Source organism: Empedobacter sp. UBA7620 (assembly GCF_002484185.1).
GTDB classification, from domain to species: Bacteria; Bacteroidota; Bacteroidia; order Flavobacteriales; family Weeksellaceae; genus Empedobacter; species Empedobacter falsenii_C.
Map to the genome: position 1 here is coordinate 46944 of NZ_DLJI01000020.1, position 24195 is coordinate 71138.

The 24195-nt window shown below is 26.9% G+C and carries 24 protein-coding genes; 16 read left to right on the top strand and 8 right to left on the bottom strand.

Annotated features, from left to right (window positions below):
- Positions 1 to 19 precede the first annotated feature (19 nt).
- On the top strand, positions 20 to 472 hold the full coding sequence (gene queD, locus B2217_RS03590; RefSeq protein WP_180905560.1) for a 6-carboxytetrahydropterin synthase QueD: 453 nt from the start codon (positions 20 to 22) through the stop codon (positions 470 to 472).
- Positions 448 to 1275, top strand: a complete 828-nt coding sequence (locus tag B2217_RS03595) for a UDP-2,3-diacylglucosamine diphosphatase (RefSeq protein WP_052217843.1) — start codon at positions 448 to 450, stop codon at positions 1273 to 1275. Before queD ends, B2217_RS03595 begins: the two co-directional genes overlap by 25 nt.
- Here the strand turns inward: B2217_RS03595 and B2217_RS03600 are convergent.
- Positions 1210 to 2154 (bottom strand): DUF6427 family protein, encoded by a 945-nt coding sequence (locus tag B2217_RS03600; RefSeq protein ID WP_038336021.1) that lies wholly within the window; start codon positions 2152 to 2154, stop codon positions 1210 to 1212. The genes B2217_RS03595 and B2217_RS03600 overlap by 66 nt on opposite strands.
- Positions 2155 to 2193: 39 nt before the next feature.
- Here B2217_RS03600 and B2217_RS03605 point away from each other — a divergent pair, with 39 nt between their 5' ends.
- The 5 genes from B2217_RS03605 to B2217_RS03625 all read left to right on the top strand — a co-directional run bounded on the left by B2217_RS03605 (position 2194) and on the right by B2217_RS03625 (position 6883).
- Positions 2194 to 2382, top strand: a complete 189-nt coding sequence (locus B2217_RS03605; protein ID WP_038336022.1) for a hypothetical protein — start codon at positions 2194 to 2196, stop codon at positions 2380 to 2382.
- A 183-nt stretch (positions 2383 to 2565) separates the two neighbouring features.
- A complete protein-coding gene (locus tag B2217_RS03610; RefSeq protein ID WP_038336023.1) occupies positions 2566 to 3525 on the top strand; it encodes a hypothetical protein in 960 nt (319 codons plus the stop codon).
- The gene (locus B2217_RS03615; protein ID WP_038336024.1) at positions 3526 to 4821 is read left to right on the top strand and encodes an oligosaccharide flippase family protein; all 1296 of its coding nucleotides are present in this window, start codon (positions 3526 to 3528) and stop codon (positions 4819 to 4821) included.
- A gap of 2 nt (positions 4822 to 4823) precedes the next feature.
- Entirely contained in the window at positions 4824 to 5630 is an 807-nt protein-coding gene (locus tag B2217_RS03620) for a glycosyltransferase family 2 protein (protein ID WP_052217844.1), read from the top strand.
- A complete protein-coding gene (locus B2217_RS03625) occupies positions 5630 to 6883 on the top strand; it encodes a hypothetical protein (protein ID WP_038336025.1) in 1254 nt (417 codons plus the stop codon). The genes B2217_RS03620 and B2217_RS03625 overlap by 1 nt, the downstream gene beginning before the upstream one ends.
- On the opposite strand, the gene B2217_RS03630 is transcribed toward B2217_RS03625, so the two are convergent.
- Entirely contained in the window at positions 6835 to 7935 is a 1101-nt protein-coding gene (locus tag B2217_RS03630) for a glycosyltransferase family 4 protein (protein WP_038336026.1), read from the bottom strand. The genes B2217_RS03625 and B2217_RS03630 overlap by 49 nt on opposite strands.
- A gap of 62 nt (positions 7936 to 7997) precedes the next feature.
- On the opposite strand from B2217_RS03630, the gene B2217_RS03635 reads away from it, so the two are divergent.
- The 4 genes from B2217_RS03635 to B2217_RS03650 are packed head-to-tail and all read left to right on the top strand — an operon-like array spanning position 7998 to position 13607.
- On the top strand, positions 7998 to 9122 hold the full coding sequence (locus B2217_RS03635) for a DUF1972 domain-containing protein (protein ID WP_306459997.1): 1125 nt from the start codon (positions 7998 to 8000) through the stop codon (positions 9120 to 9122).
- Entirely contained in the window at positions 9123 to 9833 is a 711-nt protein-coding gene (locus B2217_RS03640) for a glycosyltransferase (protein WP_038336027.1), read from the top strand. It begins immediately after the preceding gene.
- Positions 9834 to 9841: 8 nt separating this feature from the next.
- Positions 9842 to 12349 carry a DUF6311 domain-containing protein gene (locus tag B2217_RS03645; protein ID WP_152606156.1) on the top strand — a complete coding sequence of 836 codons (2508 nt, stop codon included), beginning with the start codon at positions 9842 to 9844 and terminating at the stop codon, positions 12347 to 12349.
- Positions 12330 to 13607 carry an O-antigen ligase family protein gene (locus B2217_RS03650; RefSeq protein WP_038336029.1) on the top strand — a complete coding sequence of 426 codons (1278 nt, stop codon included), beginning with the start codon at positions 12330 to 12332 and terminating at the stop codon, positions 13605 to 13607. Before B2217_RS03645 ends, B2217_RS03650 begins: the two co-directional genes overlap by 20 nt.
- On the opposite strand, the gene B2217_RS03655 is transcribed toward B2217_RS03650, so the two are convergent.
- From B2217_RS03655 to B2217_RS03670, 4 genes are all read right to left on the bottom strand, one after another.
- Positions 13567 to 14958 carry an exopolysaccharide biosynthesis polyprenyl glycosylphosphotransferase gene (locus tag B2217_RS03655; RefSeq protein ID WP_180905559.1) on the bottom strand — a complete coding sequence of 464 codons (1392 nt, stop codon included), beginning with the start codon at positions 14956 to 14958 and terminating at the stop codon, positions 13567 to 13569. The genes B2217_RS03650 and B2217_RS03655 overlap by 41 nt on opposite strands.
- Positions 14959 to 15017: 59 nt before the next feature.
- Positions 15018 to 15584 (bottom strand): hypothetical protein, encoded by a 567-nt coding sequence (locus B2217_RS03660; RefSeq protein WP_038336030.1) that lies wholly within the window; start codon positions 15582 to 15584, stop codon positions 15018 to 15020.
- A gap of 76 nt (positions 15585 to 15660) precedes the next feature.
- Positions 15661 to 16260 carry a response regulator transcription factor gene (locus tag B2217_RS03665; protein ID WP_180905558.1) on the bottom strand — a complete coding sequence of 200 codons (600 nt, stop codon included), beginning with the start codon at positions 16258 to 16260 and terminating at the stop codon, positions 15661 to 15663.
- Entirely contained in the window at positions 16232 to 18118 is a 1887-nt protein-coding gene (locus B2217_RS03670) for a tetratricopeptide repeat-containing sensor histidine kinase (protein ID WP_180905557.1), read from the bottom strand. Before B2217_RS03670 ends, B2217_RS03665 begins: the two co-directional genes overlap by 29 nt.
- A 67-nt stretch (positions 18119 to 18185) precedes the next feature.
- Here B2217_RS03670 and B2217_RS03675 point away from each other — a divergent pair, with 67 nt between their 5' ends.
- From B2217_RS03675 to B2217_RS03685, 3 genes are read left to right on the top strand one after another with little or no spacing between them, the layout of a single operon-like run.
- A complete protein-coding gene (locus B2217_RS03675; RefSeq protein ID WP_180905556.1) occupies positions 18186 to 18746 on the top strand; it encodes a T9SS type A sorting domain-containing protein in 561 nt (186 codons plus the stop codon).
- A gap of 11 nt (positions 18747 to 18757) precedes the next feature.
- The gene (locus B2217_RS03680) at positions 18758 to 19564 is read left to right on the top strand and encodes a hypothetical protein (RefSeq protein WP_180905555.1); all 807 of its coding nucleotides are present in this window, start codon (positions 18758 to 18760) and stop codon (positions 19562 to 19564) included.
- A 3-nt stretch (positions 19565 to 19567) separates the two neighbouring features.
- Positions 19568 to 20755 (top strand): 3-coathanger stack domain-containing protein, encoded by a 1188-nt coding sequence (locus tag B2217_RS03685; RefSeq protein ID WP_180905554.1) that lies wholly within the window; start codon positions 19568 to 19570, stop codon positions 20753 to 20755.
- Between the two features lie 188 nt (positions 20756 to 20943).
- On the opposite strand, the gene B2217_RS03690 is transcribed toward B2217_RS03685, so the two are convergent.
- On the bottom strand, positions 20944 to 21453 hold the full coding sequence (locus tag B2217_RS03690; protein WP_180905553.1) for a hypothetical protein: 510 nt from the start codon (positions 21451 to 21453) through the stop codon (positions 20944 to 20946).
- 9 nt (positions 21454 to 21462) lie between these two features.
- Positions 21463 to 21840 carry a hypothetical protein gene (locus B2217_RS03695; RefSeq protein ID WP_180905552.1) on the bottom strand — a complete coding sequence of 126 codons (378 nt, stop codon included), beginning with the start codon at positions 21838 to 21840 and terminating at the stop codon, positions 21463 to 21465.
- Between the two features lie 1117 nt (positions 21841 to 22957).
- On the opposite strand from B2217_RS03695, the gene B2217_RS03700 reads away from it, so the two are divergent.
- Both B2217_RS03700 and B2217_RS03705 read left to right on the top strand, forming a co-directional pair.
- Positions 22958 to 23230 (top strand): helix-turn-helix transcriptional regulator, encoded by a 273-nt coding sequence (locus B2217_RS03700; protein WP_038336224.1) that lies wholly within the window; start codon positions 22958 to 22960, stop codon positions 23228 to 23230.
- 257 nt (positions 23231 to 23487) lie between these two features.
- The gene (locus tag B2217_RS03705; protein WP_180905551.1) at positions 23488 to 24135 is read left to right on the top strand and encodes a DUF6266 family protein; all 648 of its coding nucleotides are present in this window, start codon (positions 23488 to 23490) and stop codon (positions 24133 to 24135) included.
- The last annotated feature ends 60 nt before the right edge of the window (positions 24136 to 24195 follow it).

The following is a 24195-nucleotide window of genomic DNA, read 5'->3' on the forward strand; positions in this document are numbered from 1 at the left end:
AAGTTTAGTACTAAATTTAATGAAAATCATTCGACTTACAAAAGCTTTTACGTTCGAAACTGCACATGCTTTGCATGGTTATGACGGAAAGTGTAAAAATATACATGGACATTCGTACAAATTATTTGTAACTGTGAAAGGAACACCTTCTGAAGACACAAACGATGTGAAACTTGGAATGGTGATGGATTTTGGCGATTTGAAAAAAATTGTGAACAAAGAAATTGTTAATCTTTTTGATCACGCAATTTTATTGAACGAAAATTCGCCTCACAAAACATTAGGAGAAAAATTATTAGCAGAAGGTCACAATGTTGTTTTTACAGATTATCAACCGTCTGCTGAAAATATGATTTTATGGATTGTGGATAAAATCAAGCCTCTTTTACCAACGAATATCGATTTGGTTGCTTTGAAATTACACGAAACTGAAAATTCTTATGCAGAATGGTTAGCGGAGGACAACCAATAAACATTCAGTTAGAAGCTGGTAAAAAAGCCTATTTTTCTTCGGATCATCACTTTGGTGCTCCGAATGAAAAAGATAGTTTGGTGCGTGAAAAATTGTTTGTAAAATGGCTTGACGAAATAAAAGACGATTGTGGTGTTTTATTTTTAATTGGCGATTTATTCGATTTTTGGTTCGAATATAAACACGTTGTTCCGAAAGGATTTGTGCGTATTTTAGGAAAATTAGCCGAAATTTCTGATCGTAGAATTCCTATTTATTTCTTTGTTGGAAACCATGATTTATGGATGAAAGATTATTTGGAAGAACAAATCAATGCGATTGTTTTCCGAGATAAGCAGGATTTTATTATCAATGGGAAAGAATTTTTTATTGTTCATGGCGATGGAAAAGGTCCTGGTGATAAAGGCTACAAACGCATGAAAAAGGTTTTTACAAACAAAGTTTGTCAATTTCTTTTTTATCTACTTCATCCGGATTTGGCAATGTGGTTGGGAATTACAGCTTCGCGAAAAAATAAAATGATTTCGGGTGACGAAGATGTTAATTTTTTGGGCGTTGACAATGAATGGTTAATCATGTATAGCCGCAAACAATTGCATCGAAAATACTACGATTATCTAATTTATGGACATCGACATTTACCAATGGAAATTGCGATAGGCAAAGCGCGTCATATCAATCTTGGCGATTGGATTAACTACTTTACTTATGGTATTTTTGATGGAAAAGAATTCGTATTAAAAACTTACCTCCGTAATCAAGGAGAAGAATCTCGGGATTCTATCATAAAAATTATAGATTAGCAAGCAAATCATAAAAACCCAAAGAAATGCCTCTTTTAGCCATTCTATTTTGGGTTTGCTTTCGCTAAAATATCTTGTTAACATCAACATAATGCTAAAACCTAAAAAGGCAAGATAAGCATCATTATTCCCTCCGTAAAGAATATACGTAATCAGCATTGTTCCAAACATAAAATGCATCAACAAAAAGATTCGTTTCTTTTGCGCTGTCAATTTATTCACATTCTTGAAATGATTAACGATTGAATAAACTAGTATGATTGCAATTGGAATTAAAAACAATTGTTTCCATTCGAAATGCACTATCGTTAGCATCAATTGTTCTTTATAAAAATCGAACATAAAGTAATAATCGAGCAGAAAACTAACTTGAGCAACGATTAATATTGGAAGAATAAATCCTAGAAAACCAAGAATAGGAATTTTTGGTTCTACAACTCTTAAAGTCAAGAAATAAGTAAAAACTACAATTCCTAAGAAAATAAGTGGCGGACTTAATAAAATTGCAAAACTCATAAAAACGCCTATATCAAAAGCATTGTACGTATCGTTTTTTTCGGACTCAAAATAGAGTAATTGCACTGTTACATAAGTCACAAGCAACAAACTTCCAGCAATTCTATAATCTGATAAACCTGCAATAAAAGGCATTATCCACAAAATGTAAGTAAAAGTTGGATAGGAAGAAGTCGAAATTAAATCATTCGTATTGTCGATATACCCCACAAAAGCAATCGTCAAAATCGTCAGGATTACACCTAATTTTTCTAAATTACTCAGATCAATACTGTTAAAATTAGTAACTCCAAGCAACGTAAACAACACAATGATAAAAATCTGTATAAAAAAATTCCTTTTGTCAAGTAGATTAACCAACATTTTATTAACTTTGATGCAAATTAAGCAATAAACTAGAATATGGGAGTTATAACTGATTTATTTTTTGCGATTGGTGATATTTTCAAATGGACTTTTGAAAACTTATTATCTCCAGTTGGTGTTATCTTTGGATGGTTATTTACATTCATCGGATGCGCATTACTTGGATGGTGGTTATATAAAATCGCTAGCTTTGGAACCGAAAATGAAAAAAGATACGAAAGATAATTTATCTTATATTGTATAAAATATATTTTCGAATTAATTCGAAAAACCTCTTATAAATTTTATAAGAGGTTTTTTTTGTCTCCTAAACGTAGAATAAATCCTATTTTTCTACGTTGTAGAAGAACGACTTGTAGATCGATAATTAAATTTTTTGAATTACTAAAACTAAACATACACGATAAAATGGATAATAATTCTACTCAACAAGAGAATAATGAAATTGACTTTGGAAATGTAATTTCTAAATTCTCTAAATCATTTGAAAAATTATTTATTAAGCTAATCCAGTTTATTACTTATTTAAAATCAAAAAAATACATATTTCTATCTTTACTTTTATTTGGTGGAGTAGTTGGATATGTATTAGATAAAATGACAAATAATTATGAGTATAAATTATTTGTAAAAGCAAAATATGGGTATGTTGATAATCTATATAATAAGGTTGATTTAATCAACGCTAAGTTTGCAGAAAAGGATACTATTTACTTAAAAAAGCATGGTTTGTTTTACAATGGAATCTCAAAAATAAAAATTGAGCCAGTAGTGGATCCTTATGAATTTGGAGGAAGAAATGAAGCTAATCTTGAGTTGATGAAAACCTTTTCAGAAGATATGGATTTGAAAAAAATTGTAAATGATGTTGAATTCTATAAAAATTATCCTAATCATTCAATTATTATACAGTCTAATCATCAATATCCAATTGATAAATTTGAAAAAAGTTTATCAAATTATTTAAACAATAATCCTTTGCTTAATGAATTGAAGAAAATTAATTTAGAGAATGATTATGATAAGTTAAAATTCAATGAGAAAACCATGTCTCAGATTGATACTATCTTAAATTCTATAGCTAAAAATAAAGGAAGTCAATCTCTAGTTATAACTGCTGAATCTCAAGTTGGGGATATGCTAAAGATGAAAGACAATTTAGCTAAAGAATCAACCTTTATCAAAATTGGTATATTTGAAGGTAGTGATTTTTACAAAATAATAGATAGTGAAGATTCTTTCAAAAAACTGAAATCTAATCAATTGAAAATCATTTTACCTATTTTTATTTTGTTTTTTACTTTTTTCTATTACTTATTTGCTTATCTAAAAAAATCAATTACAAAAAGAATCACAGAAAAATCATAGATGATTAGTTTAGAGAAAATAAAGCATCTAAAGAATTCTAAACTTTATGAAAGTTTTACAACGAGTGGATTAACATTTATTTTCAGAATACTTGGTATGGGACTAAGTTTTTTGATTATTCGAGTTATTGCAAAAAACTTTGGTATCGAAACTTTTGGTAGTTTTTCCATCATTCAAACAATTGTCAATGTATTATTAATCATTTTTACATTGGGAATACAAAATACATTATTGATTGAATTTAATCGACAAGAGCTTGATCAAAATAGCTTGTTTTCTTTTGTAAATCATACATTCAAGCTAGTCTTTTTTTTCATGTTGATTCCTTCTATTCTACTAATTTTTTATGCAAATTTTCTCGCCAAAAGTTTCAATGATACTAGTTTAGCTAATAGTTTTCGCTTGTTAGGTTTCTTTTTGTTTCCTATTTTGGCTCACGATATTATTGTTTATTATTTTATTGCAACAAAAAATTATTTCAAGTTTGGATTTTTCATGTTCTTTCTACCAAATTTTTTGTTTATAATATCATTATTTTTCTTAAATAATGAAGATAAAAACATTACCAATATTAGTCTAATTTATTTTATAAGCTATCTAGTAACTTTCTTTATTGAATACTCTAGTATTTATCTGAAAAATAAAAAAAACAGGTCTTATATACCGCCTTATAAAAGCATACTAAAAAGATCTATTCCGATGATGATAAGTTGGTTAATGCTATATTTATTAAGTTGGACAGATGTTATCTTGCTAGGAATAATGTCCGAACCGAAAGAAGTAGGGGAATATAATTTAGCATACAAAATAGGTTCATTGTTATTGATATTTTTAAGCACTTACACTGCTGTTGCTCTTCCTAAAATGTCTGAATACTTTGAAAGAAAAGAAATTCATTTACTCAAAAAATATTTAAAGAAATCAAGCTTAAATCTAACTTTAGTTTGTTTACCTTTTTTCTTAATTTTATTATTTTTTGGAAATTTCGTCATTTCTTTCTTTGGAGAAACAAGTTCTAATACTGTCCAAATATTAGTCATTATATCAATTTCAAGTATGCTTAGTGTATTTTTTGGTTGTGTCGATCAAATCTTAAATATCTCGAACAATCAAAATACATTACTCAAAATAAATCTTTTTTATTTTGTAGCGAATATTATACTAAATATTATTTTGATTACATATTTTGGTGCGTTAGGATCAGCTATTGCAACCTTGGTAATAACTATATTAATGAAATTAACTTGTATCTTTTTTATTAACAAAAAACTTGGTTTTTTACCAATTGGAATTTAGAAATGGAAAAAGATTTATCAATTATCATTGTTAATTACAATGGAAGAAAGTATTTCGAAAAATGTATTCAATCAATACAAGAAAATCTTACTCATGTTGAGTATGAAATCATTGTGTTTGATAATTATTCAAGTGATGATAGTATTTCTTATTTAACTAATCATTTTCCAGAAGTCATTCTTATAAAGTCTGAGATAAACTTAGGTTTTGGAAAAGGAAATAATGAAGCTGTAAAGTATGCAAATGCAGAAACAATACTCTTATTAAACAATGATACAATTATTCTTAATGATTTTTCGGAGTTGATTAATTTTGTGAGAAATGATCCTAAAGCTGGGGCAATTGGAATTAATATGCTCGATAAAAACAAAAAATATCTTGTTCCAGGAGGAAAATTTCCAAGTATAGCTTCTTGTTTTAAAATAAAAAATGGTGCTTATACAGGTGATTTTGAGAAAGGAATATTTACTGCTCCTTATTATAAAGTTGATTGGTTGGGAGGTTCTTTTATCTTAATGAGAAAGGCTATTTACAATGAAATAAATGGTTTTGATGAAGATTATTTTATGTATGTTGAAGATGTAGATTTATGTAAAAAAATAGCTGATAATGGTTATCAAAATTACTTTTTTGCAAAATATAATTATATTCATTTTGTTGGTTTCAACCCTAAAAAAAACCCTTTACTCATTAAAGGATATCGAACATATTTGAAGAAACATACTCATGGTTTAAATTATATATTATGTTCTATTGCTTTAACATTAAACAGCTTAGTAAAAAAAATTAAATTAATTATGGTGAAATAATGAAAATTTCTAAACAAAAATATTATTCAATTCTACTTATATTACTCATTCTATTTCAATTATATATTGGGTCTTATAAGACTATTTTTGTTTTAGAGCTTATTCTATTAATACAATATTTTATTACAGAAAAAATTGTACTTCATATAAAATTCATCAAAATTATAGCCTTTATAAGCAGCTTTGTACTCCTTGGATTTGTAGGAACATTCGTTTACAACTATGCTTTTATAGATATTTTTAAGGATTTCATTTTCTTTTTCAAACCTATTTTAGGCATTATATTGGGATATTTATATGCTAGAAAAATTGATAATACTGCTTACTTTGCAAAAGTAATCGTATACTTAGGTTTAGCTTGTGCTATCGCGCATTTATCTATTGTTATTATTTCTTCAGATTTAAGAAATATTTCTTCTATGAGATTGATTACTAAAGATAATTTTATAGAATGTTTTAGCCTAGTTTTCTTGTTATTTTATAAATACTTTTTCAAGAAATCATTCACAAAAAACAAACTTTATAGTACAATTATTTTATGTATTCTTTGTTTATCTATTTTCATCTATTTTTCTAGATTAATGTTTATCATTGTGATACTAGTTTCTTTAGGAGCTTTAGGATTAACAAAATTGAACAAATTTAACTTAACAATAATTATCGCCTTAATTTTTTCAATTATTGGACTATTCTATTATCTAAATAATACGCCTATTAATAGAAATGCTAAGGGATTTGATGGTTTTTTATATAAAATTAAAATGAGCCAATCTGAGATTTATCAATCTAAAGTTAGAATAACCGATCATGGAAAACTTTGGGATCATTGGCGTGCTTACGAAGCCTTAAAATCCATACAATTAATTGAAAATAAACCAGAAACTATTATTTATGGAAATGGATTTGGTTCTTTAATTAATCTTAAATTTCACGCCCCTTTAGATGGTTCTAAAAAAGGAATGAAATACATTTCACACACACATAATGGATATACGTTTATCCTTTATAAATTAGGTGTTTTTGCATTATTTGCATACTTATTTTTTATCTTCAGACTTTACTGGGTTGGACAAAAAAGTAATACATTCGAAGCCAAATTTATTTCTGTATTAGCAATCATTTACTTCTTCACAACACTAACAATAACAGGTATTTATAACCAAAGAGATAATATGATTATTATATTAGGATGTCTATTATTTTATTATTTTAATACATTTAATAAATCGTCTGCCGAAGTTGACCAAGCATAATTCGATTCAATTTCTTTTTTAATCCCTTTAATGTCTGATTGATTATTCAGTATAAAATCATCAAAACATTGTTGAATATTTTGATGCTCAAAATTTATTAAATAAGGCTCAAAAAAAGTAAAGTCTTCCATTGCTGTCATATTATTACATAAGACAGGAATTTTTGCTGCTGCTGCCTCTATAGGAGGAATTCCAAACCCTTCATAAAGTGAAGGATAAATAAAAAATGAAGCACTTCTATAAAAATCAACTAGGTCGTCTTGTGGAACTTGCTCTATGTATTTCACTTTATTCTTTACCTCATCTGGTAATTTCATAAAATATTCTTCAAAGGAATTAGATTCCAACGACTTTTTGCCAACAAAAACCATTGTATAATTATTATAAATTGATTGATTATTAGAAAACAATTGCAATAACTGTAATTGATTTTTACGAGGTTCCACTCTACTTACGTATAAAATATAATCTTTCAATCCATATTTTGATAAAATCTTTTCCTGTATCCTCTTCTTATCATAATCTTCTAAAAACTCTTCATTTACACCATTTGGTGTTACAAGAATTTTTGTTAACTGTATATTAAAGTGTTTAGCAATTTGTTTTTTAGAATAGTTAGAAACTGTCAATAAAATATCTGTTTTTTTTGCACTCCATTTAAACAAAATTGTTCGAGAGATTCTATAGAAAAAAGGAAATTGGTTAGGATAATCAACAAATAAAATATCATGAATTGTATTAATGTATTGACAATTTTCATTTAATTTTCTGAATGGAATAATGTATTGAAAATGCATATAATCATACAAAAAAGATAATTTTGGCAATTCTCCAAACATCCTTTTCCAACGATTTTTTTCTTTGTATTCATATAAAGAAATATTATCAAACTCCAAAAACTCATTCATAATCTCTGTTGTCTGTTCTACGACTCCAAATGTTATTTTAATATCTTTTCTTTTTCTTGATAATTCTTTATATAGCTCTACGATATAAGTTCTAGTCCCTTGATATTCTTTATTCAGTAAATAGGCGTCAACAAATATTTTCATATATTAATTTGAATAAAAGTACTACTTCTTTTCAATAAACTATATTCAAATCCGTTTATTATATGAATTCTGAATATTTTTCATTCGAATATACATCAATTATGAAAATTGCCATTTTAGGAACAAGAGGAATACCAAATTATCACGGTGGATTTGAACAATTTGCTGAATTTTTTGCTGTTTATTTAGCTAATAAGGGAGAAGATGTTTACGTTTATAACTCTTCATTACATCCGTATAAAGAAAAAAAATTTAATGGAGTTAAATTAATCCAATGCAAGGATCCAGAAGATAAAATGGGAACTGCAGGACAATTTCTTTACGATTTGAATTGTATTTTGGATGCTCGCAAACGTAATTTCGATATTATTTTACAATTAGGATATACAAGCAGTACAATATGGTGGTGGTTAATGCCTAAAGGAGCGAAAATTATAACTAACATGGATGGTCTAGAATGGAAACGTAGCAAATATTCAAAAAAAGTCCAACACTTCTTGAAATATGCCGAAAAATTAGGCGCAATACATTCTGATCATCTAATTGCAGATTCTTTAGGAATACAAACCTATCTGAAAAACAAATACAATAAAGACTCTACTTATATTGCTTATGGCGCCGATGCATTTATTAACCCAAATAATTCTATTTTAGATAAATATAAAATTCAAAAAAATAATTATAGTTTATTAATTGCTCGATTTGAACCCGAAAATAACTTAGAAATGATTCTAGATGGTGTGACATCATCTAACAAACATGAAATTTTCTTAGTAATTGGAAAACATGAAACTCCTTACGGAGAATTCTTAAAAGAAAAATATAAATCTTTTTCTAACATTATATTTACTGGAGGCATTTATAATTTCGAGGAATTAAACAATATTCGTTATTATTCACGTTTATACTTTCATGGACATTCTGTTGGTGGTACAAATCCTTCATTATTAGAAGCAATGGCATCCAACTGCTTAATTTGTGCTAATAATAATGAATTTAACAAAGGAGTTCTAAAAGAAAATGCATTTTATTTCTCTAACAAAAATGAAGTAAAACAACTTTATGACACTTTAGTTAAAGAAAATGAATTAGAAAAAATTAAGAAAAACACAGCTTCTATAGAAAATGAATTTAGCTGGAGTATTATCAATCAAAAATATTATAATTTATTAAAAGAAGTTATTTAAATGTCGAAATTAGCAATAATAATTCCTTGTTATAATGAAGAGTTTAGATTAAATTTTAATGAAATTGATTTATTACTAAATCAAGCAAACATAGATGTTTATTTTGCAAATGATGGAAGCAAGGACAATACTGTAAAAAAAATAAATCAGTACATACAAAATAAACCAAACACATTTTTATTTGATTATAAAAAAAATGAAGGTAAAGCCTTTACAATTTATAAATCTTTGGTTTCTTTATATGAACAAAATAAATATACTTATATCGGATATTTAGATGCAGATTTTTCTACAAAATCTGTTGATTTCCTTAGCATGTATAATTATTTACAAAATTCTCCCAAGGAATTTATTCTAGCCTCGAGAATAATGTTGCTTAATTCAAACATCAAACGAAAAAAATACAGACATTACATTGGTAGAATAATACTTACTATAATCAATATAAAATATAAATTAGGAATTTACGATACTCAATGTGGAGCTAAAATTTTTTCTCAAAACATTTTGAATGAAGTTTTAAAAACACCTTTTCAAACCGCATGGTTATTTGATGCAGAAGTCTTCATTCGATTGAAGAAAAGCAATTTGCTTACAAATGGAGTCGAATTTCCTATAACTAATTGGGAAGACGTAGCAGGCTCTAAACTTAAATTAACTGATGGTTTTGAGATTTTAAAAGAAATAAATACATTATATAAAAATTATTAACCAAAACAATGAAACTAAAACTGCATATAGACTATCTATCAGGATTTATTATAAGCTTGATCATATTTATTCTAAAGTTTGGACTTCACGTTCTAAACCCTTCCAATACCAAATGGTTATTAGAAGTTTATCACGATTGGGGACAGCATTTTTTAGGATGGAGTTTCTATCGCAATAGCCCATGGACATTTCCTATTGGAACGAACTCTGAATGGTATTATCCAATTGGAACAAATGTAGGAATTACTGACTCTATTCCTTTATTCGCAATTCCTTTCAAGCTTATATCAGGAATATTACCTATTGACTTTCAGTATTTTGGATTATGGTTTTTAGTATGTTATATCTTAAATGGATTTTTTACCATCAAACTTCTAAAAGTTTTTAATGTTAAGAACATTCTTATTCTATCAACAGCGGTAATAATTATTAATACAAATCCAGTTCTTTTATTTAGAACATTGCACCCTTCTTTATGTGCGCAATGGCTAATTATAGCAAGCTTTTACTTTTATTTCAAACCATTAGAAAAAGGCAAATATGCAGATAAATTTGCTCTATATCATATTATTTTATTGATTATTAGTGGTCTTATACATCCGTATCTTACCTTAATTTCTTTAGCATTTTTCTTCATATATTTTGTTAAAAACATTTTAATTTCTAAAGTTTACGATTGGAAAAAAGGACTTTTCTATTTCTTAAGCGGTATTATTGCTTTATTATTTATATGGTTTATTGTTGGAATATTATCTTTCGATTCAACAAATCTTGAAGTTACAAATGCATACGGCTTATATAGTTGGAATCTAAATTCCTTTTTTAATGGTGGAGGGTTTTCAAAATACTTTCCTCAACTTCCTCAAAAAACTTGGCATCAATATGAAGGATATTCTTATCTTGGAATTGGAAGCATGTTTATGCTTTGCTTGGCTTTTATCTTAACTTTCCCTATTTTTATTATTAGAAAAAAAATAGAAAAAAAAACCTACTTAACTTATTTGCTTTTTAGTGTTGCTCTTTTATTTTTTACAGGTTTTGCTATCACAAATATTGTAACTTATAATGATCAAACGTTATACGAACTAAAAGCCCCTGAACTTATTATAAAATTAGGAAATGTTTTCAGAGCTAGCGCCAGATATATTTGGGTAATATATTATGCTCTATTACTATTTGCAATAATAATTATTTCAAGAATTAAAATAAACCAATATATTATTGGAACCTTATTAATCATATTAGCTTTCGTTAATATTTATGATACAAGCATGTTTTTCACCAACGATAAATATAGCGATGGAAAATATGAAGTCCCATTTGAGAAAGTTGATTTTTTAAATCAAGTTTTTTCTAAAGTAGATCATATCATTATGTATCCACCTTATGAAAATAGCTTAGAAAATCAGAACGATTATCAAGATTTTGGATATTTGGCCTATAAAAATAATTGTAAAATTACTTCTGCTTACGTAGCTAGAACAAATGGTGAAGAACAAGTAAAATTTGAACAGTTAATAAATAAACAATTATTAGAAGGTAAAACTCCAGAAAAATCTGCATTTATTACAAAAATTGACTATTTAGATCGCTTTGCATTATTAATTAATACAGGTAAGTTTGCGATCGAAAAATTTGGACAATATTATATTATTTATCCAAAAGAAATTATCAATCAACAATTTGATTTGAATAATTTTATTAATCAAAACTTAGAAACTAAGTCAAAACTATTTTTAGCAACATTCGAAAAATCTATTTTATCGCAAAATAGAACAGAAAATGTAAAAGGTAATTTTGATGAAATCCTAGTAAAAGAAAAAGTATTATTAATTAGTGGATGGGCTTATATAGAAGGACATAAGAATCCAAGTATAACACATACCAAATTTGTATTAAAAGATATGCTAAACAACGAATTTGTTGTAGATGCTAAAATTTCTGATAGAAATGATATCATGGAAATTTTCAAAGGAGATAGTGCAATGTTAAAAACAGGGGCTCAAGGTGTTTTTAAAATAAATAACTTAAAACCTGGTGATTATAATCTATCTATCGTAATAGAAGATGAAAATAATATTTTGCATTCTTCTGATATACAACAAACAATTTCTATAGGTACTAATGAAATTTTACTTCCTATTTTGACTAAAAATGTTAGTAATAATACAACTGTTAAAGCAAGTATTGATACCATTGAAAAAGACAAAGACAAAGAAAACTCTTTCAAAATAAATGGATGGAGTGCTATAGAGAATCGAGATAATGAAAAAACTAAAGTAGAAATTATCTTAAAAAAGGATAATCAACTTTATGCTATAAAAACCTATAAATCATCACGACCAGATTTAAAAGAAGCATTTCCTAATGAAAAAAACATACAATTTGCAGGTTTTAAAACAGAGTTTTCTATTGCTAAATTACCAAAAGGTAAATATGCGGTTGGTTTAAGAACAATCAGTGATGATGCTAAATTAGTAAACATAACATTCTATAATGAATTGGTTGTTAAATAAAATAAAAGACATTAAGATAGAAAATGCAATAAACTTTTCTATCTTATTGTGTCTTGTTACTTTACCTTTACCTTTTATATACAATAATATCGCAACTATATTATTGCTTATAAGTGTAGTTCTAAATTATAAGTTACTGAAATTTAGTTTTAATCTTTCACTCATACTTCCTGTTATTTTGTTCTGCATTGGAGCAATATCTATCACATGGAGTATCAATAGTGAAGAATCTATTAAAGCTATAAGCAAAACAATTCCTTTACTAATAATTCCTTTTATTTTTATACTGATTCCTCCTATTTCGAATCAGCAGCTACGAAAACTATGCTACACATTTAGTTATAGCATAGCTACTTTTATGGTATTTTGCTTGATAAGAGCTTTATTTAGATTTTTATCAGATCAACAATCTAACTGGTTTTTATATCATAACTTGGTCAGTCTTAAAGTAAATGCCATCTATGTATCTGTTTTTGTATCCTTCTCATTTTTAGCTTTAATTAGTAAAAAATCAAAAAAATGGTTTGATTTTACAGCCTTAGCTATTCTTTTTCTTTCATTAATCTTATTATCCTCAAAAAATCTTATTCTTATTACTCTATTTATTTTTGTTATTTATCTATTCAATAATTATAATAAACTAAGCAAAAAGAACTTATTAATAATTTTTTCTGTAGGAATTATAGTTGCTATTACTGCAGGTAATTATATGTTTAGTCGCTTTTATGCAGAATTAGAAGACACAAAAGATAATACAATAATAGAAGACGGTGTAATTAATGTTTCTTTACATAATGCTTTATATCAGCCAGAATTTGGCGAAAACTATTACTTTTCTGGTACAGCAATTAGACTATATCAATATAGATTATTCAAAGAGTTTATTCAAGAAGATAATATTTTTTGGACAGGTTTTGGATTAAATGCTGCTCAAGATAAAATAATAGAAAAACAAATAGATAGAGGTTTAAGTAAATATTTTGGCGAATTAAATTTTCATAATCAATATTTACAGACTTTTGCCGAATTAGGATTTTTTGGTTTCTGTATAGTACTTTCTTGTGTTTTAATAAATTTATATCATGCAATACGTACCAAAGATTTTGTTCATCTTTCTTTTGCATTAATTACAATAAGTTTCTTTATAACAGAATCATCTCTAAATAGACAAAGAGGTATTATGTTTTTTATTCTATTATATTGCTTATTTAATGTAGTTAAATCGCATTCTCATCTCCTTTCACAACAAGAAGAATAGTTAGATAAATAATCTGAATATCTAATAGAAAAGACCAATTTCTTACATAATATACATCTGTAAAAATACGTTTTTCCATATCCAAATCAGAATCTATAGCACCTCTGTAGCCTTTTACTTGAGATAACCCAGTAATACCTGGCTTCACATAATGTCGTAGATTATATTTTTCAATAATTTCTTTATAATAACTATCTTGAGAAATCATATGCGGGCGAGGGCCAACAATTGACATATCACCTAACAATACATTTATAAACTGAGGCATTTCATCCAAAGAAGTTTTTCTCAAAAATGAGCCTACTTTAGTTATTCTATCATCATTACGTACTGTTGCCTTTATTGAATTTAATTTTGAGTGACGCATTGTTCTAAATTTAATACATCCAAATTCATTCCCATTTAATCCATTTCTTTTCTGAATGAAAAATATCGGCCCCTTAGAATCAATAAAAACTAATAAAGAAATAATTGGAATCAACCAGCTTAATATAAATAGACAAATGAACAGAGCAAATAACTTATCGAAACAAAACTTAATAAATTGATTATAAGATAAATCCAAAGGAAATCTTTTAACTTCCAATATTGGTAAAGTATCAATATAATCTATTTTCAGATTTGTAAAATTATTATATATTGAATAAGGGATATAATTTAACTCAATATGATTTTGTTCTGCTAATATGGATAATTTGCGATAGACATTCTTATCAATTGTTCCAAACTGAGAAATAAAAATATGGTGAATATCATTTGTTACAATAAAACTTTCTACATCTACCTTGTCATAAACTAGCTTGTCTTCTAGCAATTCAAATTTATTTCCTTGAGAAAAATTACCAGTAAGATTAAATCCAAGCTCTTTTCTTGATTCTACAATTTCTACAAATTTTTTGGTATTGATATTTTCATCTACAATCAAAACATTCATCAAATCTAGACCAGCTTTATGTCTTGATCTTCTATAAAAAAATATAAATACACGAAAACAAATCATTAAAACAAGAAGAATCGAAATGTAAATTAATCCTAAATAAAAGGACATCAAATCATACTCTTTTAGACCTGAAATTGCAAACAAAATAACCGAGAAATAGATAAGTTGTAGAAATACTCGTTTAATACTCTTGATTAATTTTGTTTTTCTAGAATCCTCATAAAGTTTAATATTTTGAGAAATTATAATCCAAGAGAGAAGTAATAAGAATAATGCTTTATAATGAGCTTCAAAGACTTCTAAGTAAGAAGGTAAATGCATCAAAGGAAGATGTTCCTTTGGATAAAAATAGATATATTGAAGCCTAACAAAAATGAGAAAAAAACTGATTACACAAATAAAATCAAACATTTGTGGTACAAAATACAAAAACCAGTTTCTTCTTCTATACATAGTATCTTTGTTTAAAATTATTTAGCTGAATTTGAACTATATAATTTATTTAAAGATTTTTTTAATTCATCATTACTTATCATGAATGGATCATAAACATTATTTTGATCAGCTTTCAAGTTTAATGATAAAGTTACAGGATTATATTCTATACTAGGGTTATTAACAAAAAATTTACCTATTACATCTTTATTATCTACTTTAAAATCATTTTCGTTATAACTAAATTTAACTTCTTTAATCGTTGCTATAGTTTGCGCAGGATTAGATCCCATATCTACACGAATATACAATGGTTTTTCTCCTTCTGGAATTTTAAATACAACTTTTTGTAATACTTGTTGACCATAAACAGGAACATGAAGAGATTTTTTTTCATCATATTGATCAGTTGTAGAATAAAACAACTGATATACATCATTCGTCGGAAAAACCCCTTCTAGAGTTACTACTACACCTTTAGTAGAATCCTTCTCTACTTCTTCCTTTTCAGACAAATCATTTCTTCCACCTTTTTTATCTCCACAAGACGATAAGGTTAAAAACGAAGAAATCAATAAAGTGCTTAATAAAAATTTTTTCATACTCAAAACAATAAATTAGATAGTTTTTTCATTAAACGCAAAAAAATCTCTTTTCTTATAAATTCTATTGCATAAATTATAATTCAATAATCCCCAACATCATTGCTTTCTTTATTAGTTCTGCATTATTTGTAACTTCTAGCTTTAAAAATATATTTTTCTTATGTGTTTCTATCGTATGCTTACTCAAAAATGTTTTATCAGCCATTTCGTGTACTGTTAAACCTATTGCTATCAGATTAACAATCTCTTTTTCCCTTTTACTCAAAAAAGAAGAAAAAATACTAGTAGTACCCAATACATTGTCATGCTTTTTATAGGTTTCATTATGTACAGATTTTATTGTTTCAAATAACTCTTTTTTAGAAACCTCTTTCAATAATGCAGCATCTACACATGACTTATCTATGCTATTCGCATAAGAACTAATAACAATTATTTTCCCTAAAAAAAATTGATCCCTAATTTTATGTATTAATTCTAATCCATTTATATCAGGCATAGAAATATCTACAATCAAAATATCAATCAAAACATCATTTAGTTTATCGAGTAGATTAATGGCTTTTGTTGTTGAAAAAACAATTTCGAAATCATCTTCTTGTTCTAATAATCTTATTAAACCATCTAAAAAAAGTTGATGATCGTCAACCAATCCTATTCTTATCTTCTTCATTTAACGTTATAATTATTGTTGTTCCATTTCCTAATACCGAATCCACTTTCAATACTCCTCCTATAAGATTTATTCGCTCATTAATATTCAAAATTCCTATCCCTTGTTTTGTTTCTTTTATATCAAATCCTTTTCCATCATCTTCTATAATCAAATTAAACATCATATGATGTCTTGTCACAGTTATTGAGACATTTTGAGCATCAGCATGTTTATATATATTATGAAGAATTTCTTGTAAAATTCTATAAAGATGTATTTTTTGTTCTTCATCCAACAAATCAAAAGCCTCATTAGGATAGATAATTAATTCGATATTTATTGTTGTTTTCCGCTGAAAAGTCTCAACTAATTCTACAACTAATTCTAAAGCCGTTTTTTGATTTAAAATAGATAAACTCAAATTATGAGAAATTTCTCTAATTTCTTTCATCAAATTTTTTGTTCCAGTCTGTAAATAATCTATATCTTCTTGAGTAAAAACATCTTGATATAGAATATTTTTGAAAACAGCCAACTTATTTCCTACTCCATCATGCAACTCTTTTGCTATTCTGTTTCGTTCATTATCTTGACTTTTCACAACATCTTGCATTCGTTTCACCTCGCTCTGTTGTAGTTGCAATAAATTCTTCTTTCTTTGTTTACTTCGATACAATATTCCTAAACTCAGCAATCCTAAAATACTAATAAGTGATACGATTATTATCCAACGATTTTCTATCTCTTGATTCTTTTGTTGAAGATGCAATAAATCAATCTGAAAATCTTTTCGCTCCACATCAAATTTTGTTTGAATTTCATGAATTTGCTTATTTTTTTCTGTATCTGAAATTTGATTTTTTAAGTCATTCTCTAAACTCTTAAATTTATATGCATTCTTAAAATCAGATAATTTATAATAAACATCAGAAAGTTCTTTATACAAAGCCAAATTGTATTCTTTGTCTTTATTATTATTAATAAGTGATAATGCTGTCTCTAAATAGTTTTTTGATGTTATAAAATCTCGTTCTGCTTTTTTATAATAGATTCCTAAATATAAATTTCCTTGAAATTTGTACCTAGATGTCTTATGTTTATACGCTAGTTTTAATGCTTTTATTAGATTATACTTAGCTTTATCATAATTATTAATATCATTAAAATTAAGATAGATTATCCCGAGATTAAGATATTTATCAACCAATTCATTCTCCAATTTATTATTTATAGCTAACATTAATGAGTTATTGATATAATACAAAGCACTATCTTTATTCGTATCCATATATAATACTCCCAAACTATTATAAGTATTACTCAAAGATTTATACAACCTATTCTTTCGTTGAATCTTTACAGCTTCATGATAATACTTTTTTGCATTAATTGTATCATGTTCAGTAATATAAATATTAGCTATGTTACTCAACACATTAGCAGTATTATCAGATAATTGATCAATACTTTCAGAATATCTAATTGATTGATGAAAATAATTTAATGCTTTTTTATAATTTTTCTGATAATTGTAAATACTTCCCTTTACATTAAAAGCTTTCGCTAATATTTCGTAATCTTTTGATTTTTCAGCATTTAAAATAGATTCATTTAAATAAATCTCACTTATAGAATCTTTTTCAAAAACATAATTACAGTAACCAACACCATAAGCTGTTTTAGCTAACCATTTTTCAGATTTTATATACTTACTCAATTTATACGCTTTTTCTACAGCTATATATGCTTTGTTCAAATCTGCATGGTTTTCATAAATAGAGTAATATTGACGTACAACTTCATCATATTTATTTTGTTGACCAAAAATAATTGTTGAAAAAATAAAAATAGTAAGTAAGTAAAGTTTAATGTTCATGAAATAAAAATACCATAAATATGGTATACCACAGAGATTTCTCTTTACATATTTTTATAAAAAAATTATGAAGAAACTTTTACTCCTTTTTGTCTTAATAACATTTAATCAAACTAATGCTCAACAATTTATAACTAATTTTATTATGGGCGAAAATTTAAATGTATCACTTGATTTTGATTCAGAAAACATTGTAATTACTACAGATAACGCTAATACATATTTCAGCGGAAGTTTAATATTTTCAGATCAGGGGGGGCAAGTAAGAATAATTCCACAAGACAGTTATCAAATTAGAATAAAACCTGCTTCAAAAAACTTTAAATCTACTTTAGAAAATGAAACTGGAACTGTAATAGGATCTAGAAAAGATAACACAAGTAGAAAAGACAATAAAATACAAATTTTTCCTATACCCACAACACAATATCTTAACATATCATCTTCATTAGCTCAAATTGTAAGCTATTCTATTTACAACACAAGTGGAAATCTAAAAATTAGTAAAAATGTTTCTTATACACAAAATTTACTAATAGATGTCTCTTTATTTCAGAAAGGAAACTATATAATCATATTAGAATTTAAAAATTCAAACCCTATATCAAAATATTTTATTAAAAATTAAACAAAACAATTATGAAAAAAATTTTATTATCAACTTTAGTTGCACTTATTGGAGCATCTTCTTTATCTGCACAAATCAATACAAACGCCTTTGACTTATCAGCTTCATCTGGTGATCTTAAAATAAGACGCTATGATAATGGAGACTTAGTTTGGAAAAATGCCATCTCTCCTGTTAACAATCAACTTGTAATCAATTATCATTTAGGATTTACTGAAGGTGTAAGTATTGTTGGTAAAACAGCAATAGAAGGAGATTTATATGGCCAAAATGCAAGTTTTTATGGAACACTTTTAGGTTTTAATACTTTTAATACATTCGATTATAATAACCAAAAAGTAGCTCATTATGGTTTATCTAGAATAGGAAATGTTGTTGGCTTATCTGGATGGGATGGCTTGAAATTCTTTTCTAATGGCACAGAACAAATGGTTTTAACTGCTGGAAAATTAGGTATTGGAACCTCTAATCCTGACGAAAAACTAACTGTAAAAGGCAAAATACATGCAGAAGAAATTATTGTAGATCTGGCTGTACCTGCAGATTATGTATTCCAAAAATACTTTACAGGAAAATCTGAGTTAAAAGCAGATTATGAATTCCCTAAATTAGAAGAAGTAGAAAAATTTGTAAAAGAAAACAATCATTTACCAGGTATTCCATCTGCAAAAGAAATTCAAGAAAAAGGATTAAAAGTAGGTGAAATGAACAATCTTCTTTTACAAAAAATAGAAGAATTGACATTGTTACTAATTGAGCAAAACAAAAAAATGGCTCAACAAGAAGAAAGAATTAATGAATTAGAAACTAAAAAATAATCTATGAAAAAATTATTTAGTTTTTTATTACTTTTACTTATATTCAAAGTATATTCTCAGGTGACTATAGGGAATAAATCCGATGTAATTTCGTATGGTCAAACTGGATTTGTTGAAATTGTTTTTTCTAATAATAGATTTCCTTCAAATATGGGAGCTAATATACATCCTGTTTCTACAGACAATGGTTATACAGGTAAGTTTCCTGAAGGTACACAAGCTGTACAACCAGGAGGGCAAGTAAAAATAACATTAGGTTTTAAACACACTTTTACAACTCCAAGAGTTACAGAATACAAATTTAAAGCAATATATGGTTATGTAACAGCGCAAGGTCAAAATATTACTGAGGAAAAAATCATCTCTATACAGATAAATTATACAAGTAATAATATTCCATGTTCTTTACCAATCCCTACGAATTTACAAAATTATAATATTACAGATTCGCAAGCTAATTTTTCTTGGAATAGTGTCTCAGGTGCGAATGATTATGAAATACTCTTAACAACTCCTAATGGGACTAAAAGCTTTTCTTCAACTACAAACAATCGTCTTATCATTGATTTAGCACCCAATACAACTTACTCTTGGAAAGTTGCAGCCAAATGTTCAAATGGAATTAGAGGAACTTTTAGCGCTGAAAAAACATTCATAACAGCTCCTTTTATTTGTCAGGATGTTATGAATATTACGAATCCTATAATAAATTCAAAAGAATATAAATCTCGAAATATTATAAATGCAAGTGCTCCTATCAATGAAAATTTAAATGTTATTTTTAGATCAAATAGTATTTTCCTTAAACCTGGATTTAATGCTAAATCAAAATTTAGAGCTTATATAAAACCTTGTACAAAGGATAATGAATTTATATCTTTAGAAAATGAAGAATTAACAGCCTATATAGGAATGGGAGAAGATATGATTTCTATTTCGAATAATTTAAGTTATCAAAACACTTTCACCATCTCTCCTAACCCAACATCAAATTTTGTACAAATAAATAGTACAGTTGGTATTAACGAGTGGTTTGTCTATGATATCAATGCAAAAGTTGTTGTATCAGGAAATAATAAAAATGCAACTGCTCTTAAAGTTAATTTACAAACTTTACCAGCTGGCTTATATTACTTCAAATTTGTTGATGATTTGGGTACAATAAACGAAAAAACAATTATTAAGAAATAGTTCAAAAAGTCTCATACAAGTTGTGAGACTTTTTACTTTACTATAAAAGCGAACAACTATCTCCCATAAAAAAATAAAAGATTTACTAAAAATAACAAAAGGCAAACCTCCGTCTGCCTTTTTATGGTATTGTGAATTTATTTATAATAATATCTAGTGCAACTACACATCTGAAACACTATCTTGTCTTAAGATGTTCCTGGTAATTCATGTAAAACTTTAATCTTGTTTTCTATAATATAGGTAATGTCTTTTAGCTCTTTGGGTATTATTTCCGTATTGTTTGAATACCAAAATCCTTTCTTTATTCCATCTAAATATAGACTGTATTGCCAATTATCCTTTACAACAGAAGTATCTTTATATAAAGAACTTTCCGAAATTTTCAAAAAAGAAACTTTTAATGTTTCTATTTCTTTTAAGTTTAACGCAATAGTCTTAATCTTATACTTTCTATCTATATTAAATTTCCCATATTCAAAATTAAGTACCTGACCAATACAATAACTCAATTCACCTTTTTCAGACACAAAAAATATATGAGCTCTACTTTCTCCAGGAATCGCCTTTATTAAACATAATTTTTTATCAATTACTATTTTCTCTTGTTTTAAATTAGTTGTCGTAAAACAAGATTGAATAGTTATAAATACAACTAAGATATTTATAACTATTAATATTTTTTGAATAATTCTCATTTCTATTTACTACTTACAATACTTTTTATCATTTTCGATCTTATAAAAGCCCCATTTAGTAGCATCTTTTTGTATAAAATAGACAACTTCATTATGATACATATACTGAGAATTTAAATCTTTATGATTAGGATAATTTATGGGTAAATTTGATTTTAATTTTAATCTATATGTTTCTCCTTCAAGAAAAGAACAATTTTTATTTTTCTGAATTACAACAACATAAACTTCTGAATTATTTTCTAAAAATAATAATTTATTATATTGATAACTTGTTGAATCAATATTTACTAACCTATATTCTGTTTTATCATTAATATCCTGTAATGATGAACAAGAATACATAATAAAAATAAACAAGAAACAAAATTTTAAGGGTACTCCCATAATACTTCTCTTTTTTCCATTTAGGTACACCTCCTATCCCTATCCTCACTAAGATAAATAAAATAAATCTACAATAACCTTCATCAAAGATGATAAACTATGATAAACTACTGATTACTAAAATCAAAAATTCATCAATTTCTATGTATCTATGTGGTGATTATATTTAAAAGTATAAACAAGTTATTAGTTTTAATTTAAAATAATCTCATTTACAGGAATATCTTTTTTACCTAAAACCATATATATTTTTATATTTTCTTAGATTTAAAATTATTAAAGCTAAAAATAAATATCCTAAATATATCATTTTATAAAAATAAGTAGTTACATCTAGAGGAATATATTTAGATAGATAAATATAAACTTCAAGAGGTCTTCTCCTACACATATATCCGTAAAGATAGTTCGATATAGGATAATTACATTGTAAAGTATATGTTATTATACTTGAAACTAATAGAATAATTAAAAAAATCCAAGTGAATTTATTTCTATATAAAAAAAGAAAAATAAAAATTAGAGGAAGAACAACTCTCGTTAATAAAAATGGTTCATAATTTAATACATAGATTAAGGCAATTATCGAATAAAAAAATACCGAGAATATTAAAAAGTTAAATCGAAATTTCATAATTATTTTTATATATTAACATTGTATTCCATCCTTATATTTTACAATTTCCATAAGCTCAACCACACTCACATCATACTCAACACCTCCTATCCCTTTCCTCACTAAGATAAGTAAAATAAATATACAATAACTTTCATCAAAGATGATAAACTATGATAAACTACTGATTACTAAAATCAAAAATTCATCAATTTCTATGTATCTATGTGGTTATTTTATTCAAAAGTTTAAACAAGTACTAACCTTCATCAAAGATGAAAAAACGATGAGCAAACTACTGATTTCTAAAATCAAAGACTCATCTATTTCTATGTAACTATATGGTCATTTATTCAAAAGCTACAACAAACCACTTCCGTAATCAATAAAAACACACAAGTATTATTATTTTTAAGGGGGACAATTGGGGGGACAATTCACTTCTTATGTAAAATCAATAAGATAATAGATTAATTTTATATAAGTCTTACAACTTGTACTATGAAGAGTCAACCATTAAACTCAGTAAATTGGTTTCAACAATTAATTGAAGAAATCAACAAAATGCAACAAGCATTCGAAGATGGTAACATTAGTTCTTTAGATTTATACCTAATGGAAGAAAGGGATGTGCTACAATACCTAAAAATTTGTAAAAGCACATTATACAATTATAGGAAAAAGAAAATCTTAAAAGCATACAATTACTTTGGACGCAACGTTTATTTCCGACACGAGGTATACGAAGCAATCCTCAAACAATTAATCAAATAACCAAGAGCCTATCAAGGCTCTTTTTTTCTGCCCAATTTCTTCATCACAACCACACAAACACCGAACAAACACCGAAGCGTTACGGCACATAACCGAAGAACAACCGAACAGACGCCGCAGAAAAGTACAACACTAATCAAAACAGTACACACCCTTCCAAATCATTCCATTTCATTGCAACTTATAAAAAGATGTCAATTCCTGACCTAAATTCACTATAACAATTAAAACCAAGTTTAACTAAAAAACACAAAATTATGGGTAAAGTTATTGACAGCATCATTTCAGGTACATCAGGTCGTACAGGACGTATTGTAATTGCAAATGTCAACGGATACGAAATATCTCGTATTCGTCCTAAAAAATCAACCAAAGCTCCATCTCCAAAACAAGCCTTAATCAAAGATCGGTTCAACAAAGCCGTACTCTTTATTGCCAGTTACAGGGAATACGTTAAGGCTTTCTTTGGCACAAAAGTAGGTCTACGATCTACTTACAACGCTGCGATGAGTAACGTAATCAATGCATTTCAATGCGATATGGAAAACTTAGAAATCATTCCTAACTATCACCAAATCCAATTTTCCAAAGGAAAAGGAATCGATCCTCAACCACTAGCCATTAGTTCTCCTACACCACTTACTATTGTAATAGATTGGGCGGACAATGCATCAGGAACCATTGCCGAAACAGACTACATGGTAGCCTTATTAGCAGAAGATAATGATCTAAATGTTGGGACACTATTTTTTCAAACAACAAGTATTCGTGCAGATTTATCACACGAATTTACATTATTACCTCGCTACCAAGACAAAGAGCTACATGTATGGATAGCATTTGTAAATGCAGACAACTTATTTGCATCAAATTCAGCCTATATAGGCAAAATAAAAGTAAGTTAAGCGCGCTATACATCTACACTAAAGCTCATCTAAAGTTTCAAGATGAGCTTTAATCTACTT

Coding starts and splice junctions, on each gene's coding strand:
- queD (WP_180905560.1), top strand. CDS start 20: ATGAAAATCATTCGACTTACAAAAGCTTTTACGTTCGAAACTGCACAT.
- B2217_RS03595 (WP_052217843.1), top strand. CDS start 448: ATGGTTAGCGGAGGACAACCAATAAACATTCAGTTAGAAGCTGGTAAA.
- B2217_RS03600 (WP_038336021.1), bottom strand. CDS start 2,154: ATGTTGGTTAATCTACTTGACAAAAGGAATTTTTTTATACAGATTTTT.
- B2217_RS03605 (WP_038336022.1), top strand. CDS start 2,194: ATGGGAGTTATAACTGATTTATTTTTTGCGATTGGTGATATTTTCAAA.
- B2217_RS03610 (WP_038336023.1), top strand. CDS start 2,566: ATGGATAATAATTCTACTCAACAAGAGAATAATGAAATTGACTTTGGA.
- B2217_RS03615 (WP_038336024.1), top strand. CDS start 3,526: ATGATTAGTTTAGAGAAAATAAAGCATCTAAAGAATTCTAAACTTTAT.
- B2217_RS03620 (WP_052217844.1), top strand. CDS start 4,824: ATGGAAAAAGATTTATCAATTATCATTGTTAATTACAATGGAAGAAAG.
- B2217_RS03625 (WP_038336025.1), top strand. CDS start 5,630: ATGAAAATTTCTAAACAAAAATATTATTCAATTCTACTTATATTACTC.
- B2217_RS03630 (WP_038336026.1), bottom strand. CDS start 7,935: ATGAAAATATTTGTTGACGCCTATTTACTGAATAAAGAATATCAAGGG.
- B2217_RS03635 (WP_306459997.1), top strand. CDS start 7,998: ATGAATTCTGAATATTTTTCATTCGAATATACATCAATTATGAAAATT.
- B2217_RS03640 (WP_038336027.1), top strand. CDS start 9,123: ATGTCGAAATTAGCAATAATAATTCCTTGTTATAATGAAGAGTTTAGA.
- B2217_RS03645 (WP_152606156.1), top strand. CDS start 9,842: ATGAAACTAAAACTGCATATAGACTATCTATCAGGATTTATTATAAGC.
- B2217_RS03650 (WP_038336029.1), top strand. CDS start 12,330: ATGAATTGGTTGTTAAATAAAATAAAAGACATTAAGATAGAAAATGCA.
- B2217_RS03655 (WP_180905559.1), bottom strand. CDS start 14,958: ATGTTTGATTTTATTTGTGTAATCAGTTTTTTTCTCATTTTTGTTAGG.
- B2217_RS03660 (WP_038336030.1), bottom strand. CDS start 15,584: ATGAAAAAATTTTTATTAAGCACTTTATTGATTTCTTCGTTTTTAACC.
- B2217_RS03665 (WP_180905558.1), bottom strand. CDS start 16,260: ATGAAGAAGATAAGAATAGGATTGGTTGACGATCATCAACTTTTTTTA.
- B2217_RS03670 (WP_180905557.1), bottom strand. CDS start 18,118: ATGAACATTAAACTTTACTTACTTACTATTTTTATTTTTTCAACAATT.
- B2217_RS03675 (WP_180905556.1), top strand. CDS start 18,186: ATGAAGAAACTTTTACTCCTTTTTGTCTTAATAACATTTAATCAAACT.
- B2217_RS03680 (WP_180905555.1), top strand. CDS start 18,758: ATGAAAAAAATTTTATTATCAACTTTAGTTGCACTTATTGGAGCATCT.
- B2217_RS03685 (WP_180905554.1), top strand. CDS start 19,568: ATGAAAAAATTATTTAGTTTTTTATTACTTTTACTTATATTCAAAGTA.
- B2217_RS03690 (WP_180905553.1), bottom strand. CDS start 21,453: ATGAGAATTATTCAAAAAATATTAATAGTTATAAATATCTTAGTTGTA.
- B2217_RS03695 (WP_180905552.1), bottom strand. CDS start 21,840: ATGGGAGTACCCTTAAAATTTTGTTTCTTGTTTATTTTTATTATGTAT.
- B2217_RS03700 (WP_038336224.1), top strand. CDS start 22,958: ATGAAGAGTCAACCATTAAACTCAGTAAATTGGTTTCAACAATTAATT.
- B2217_RS03705 (WP_180905551.1), top strand. CDS start 23,488: ATGGGTAAAGTTATTGACAGCATCATTTCAGGTACATCAGGTCGTACA.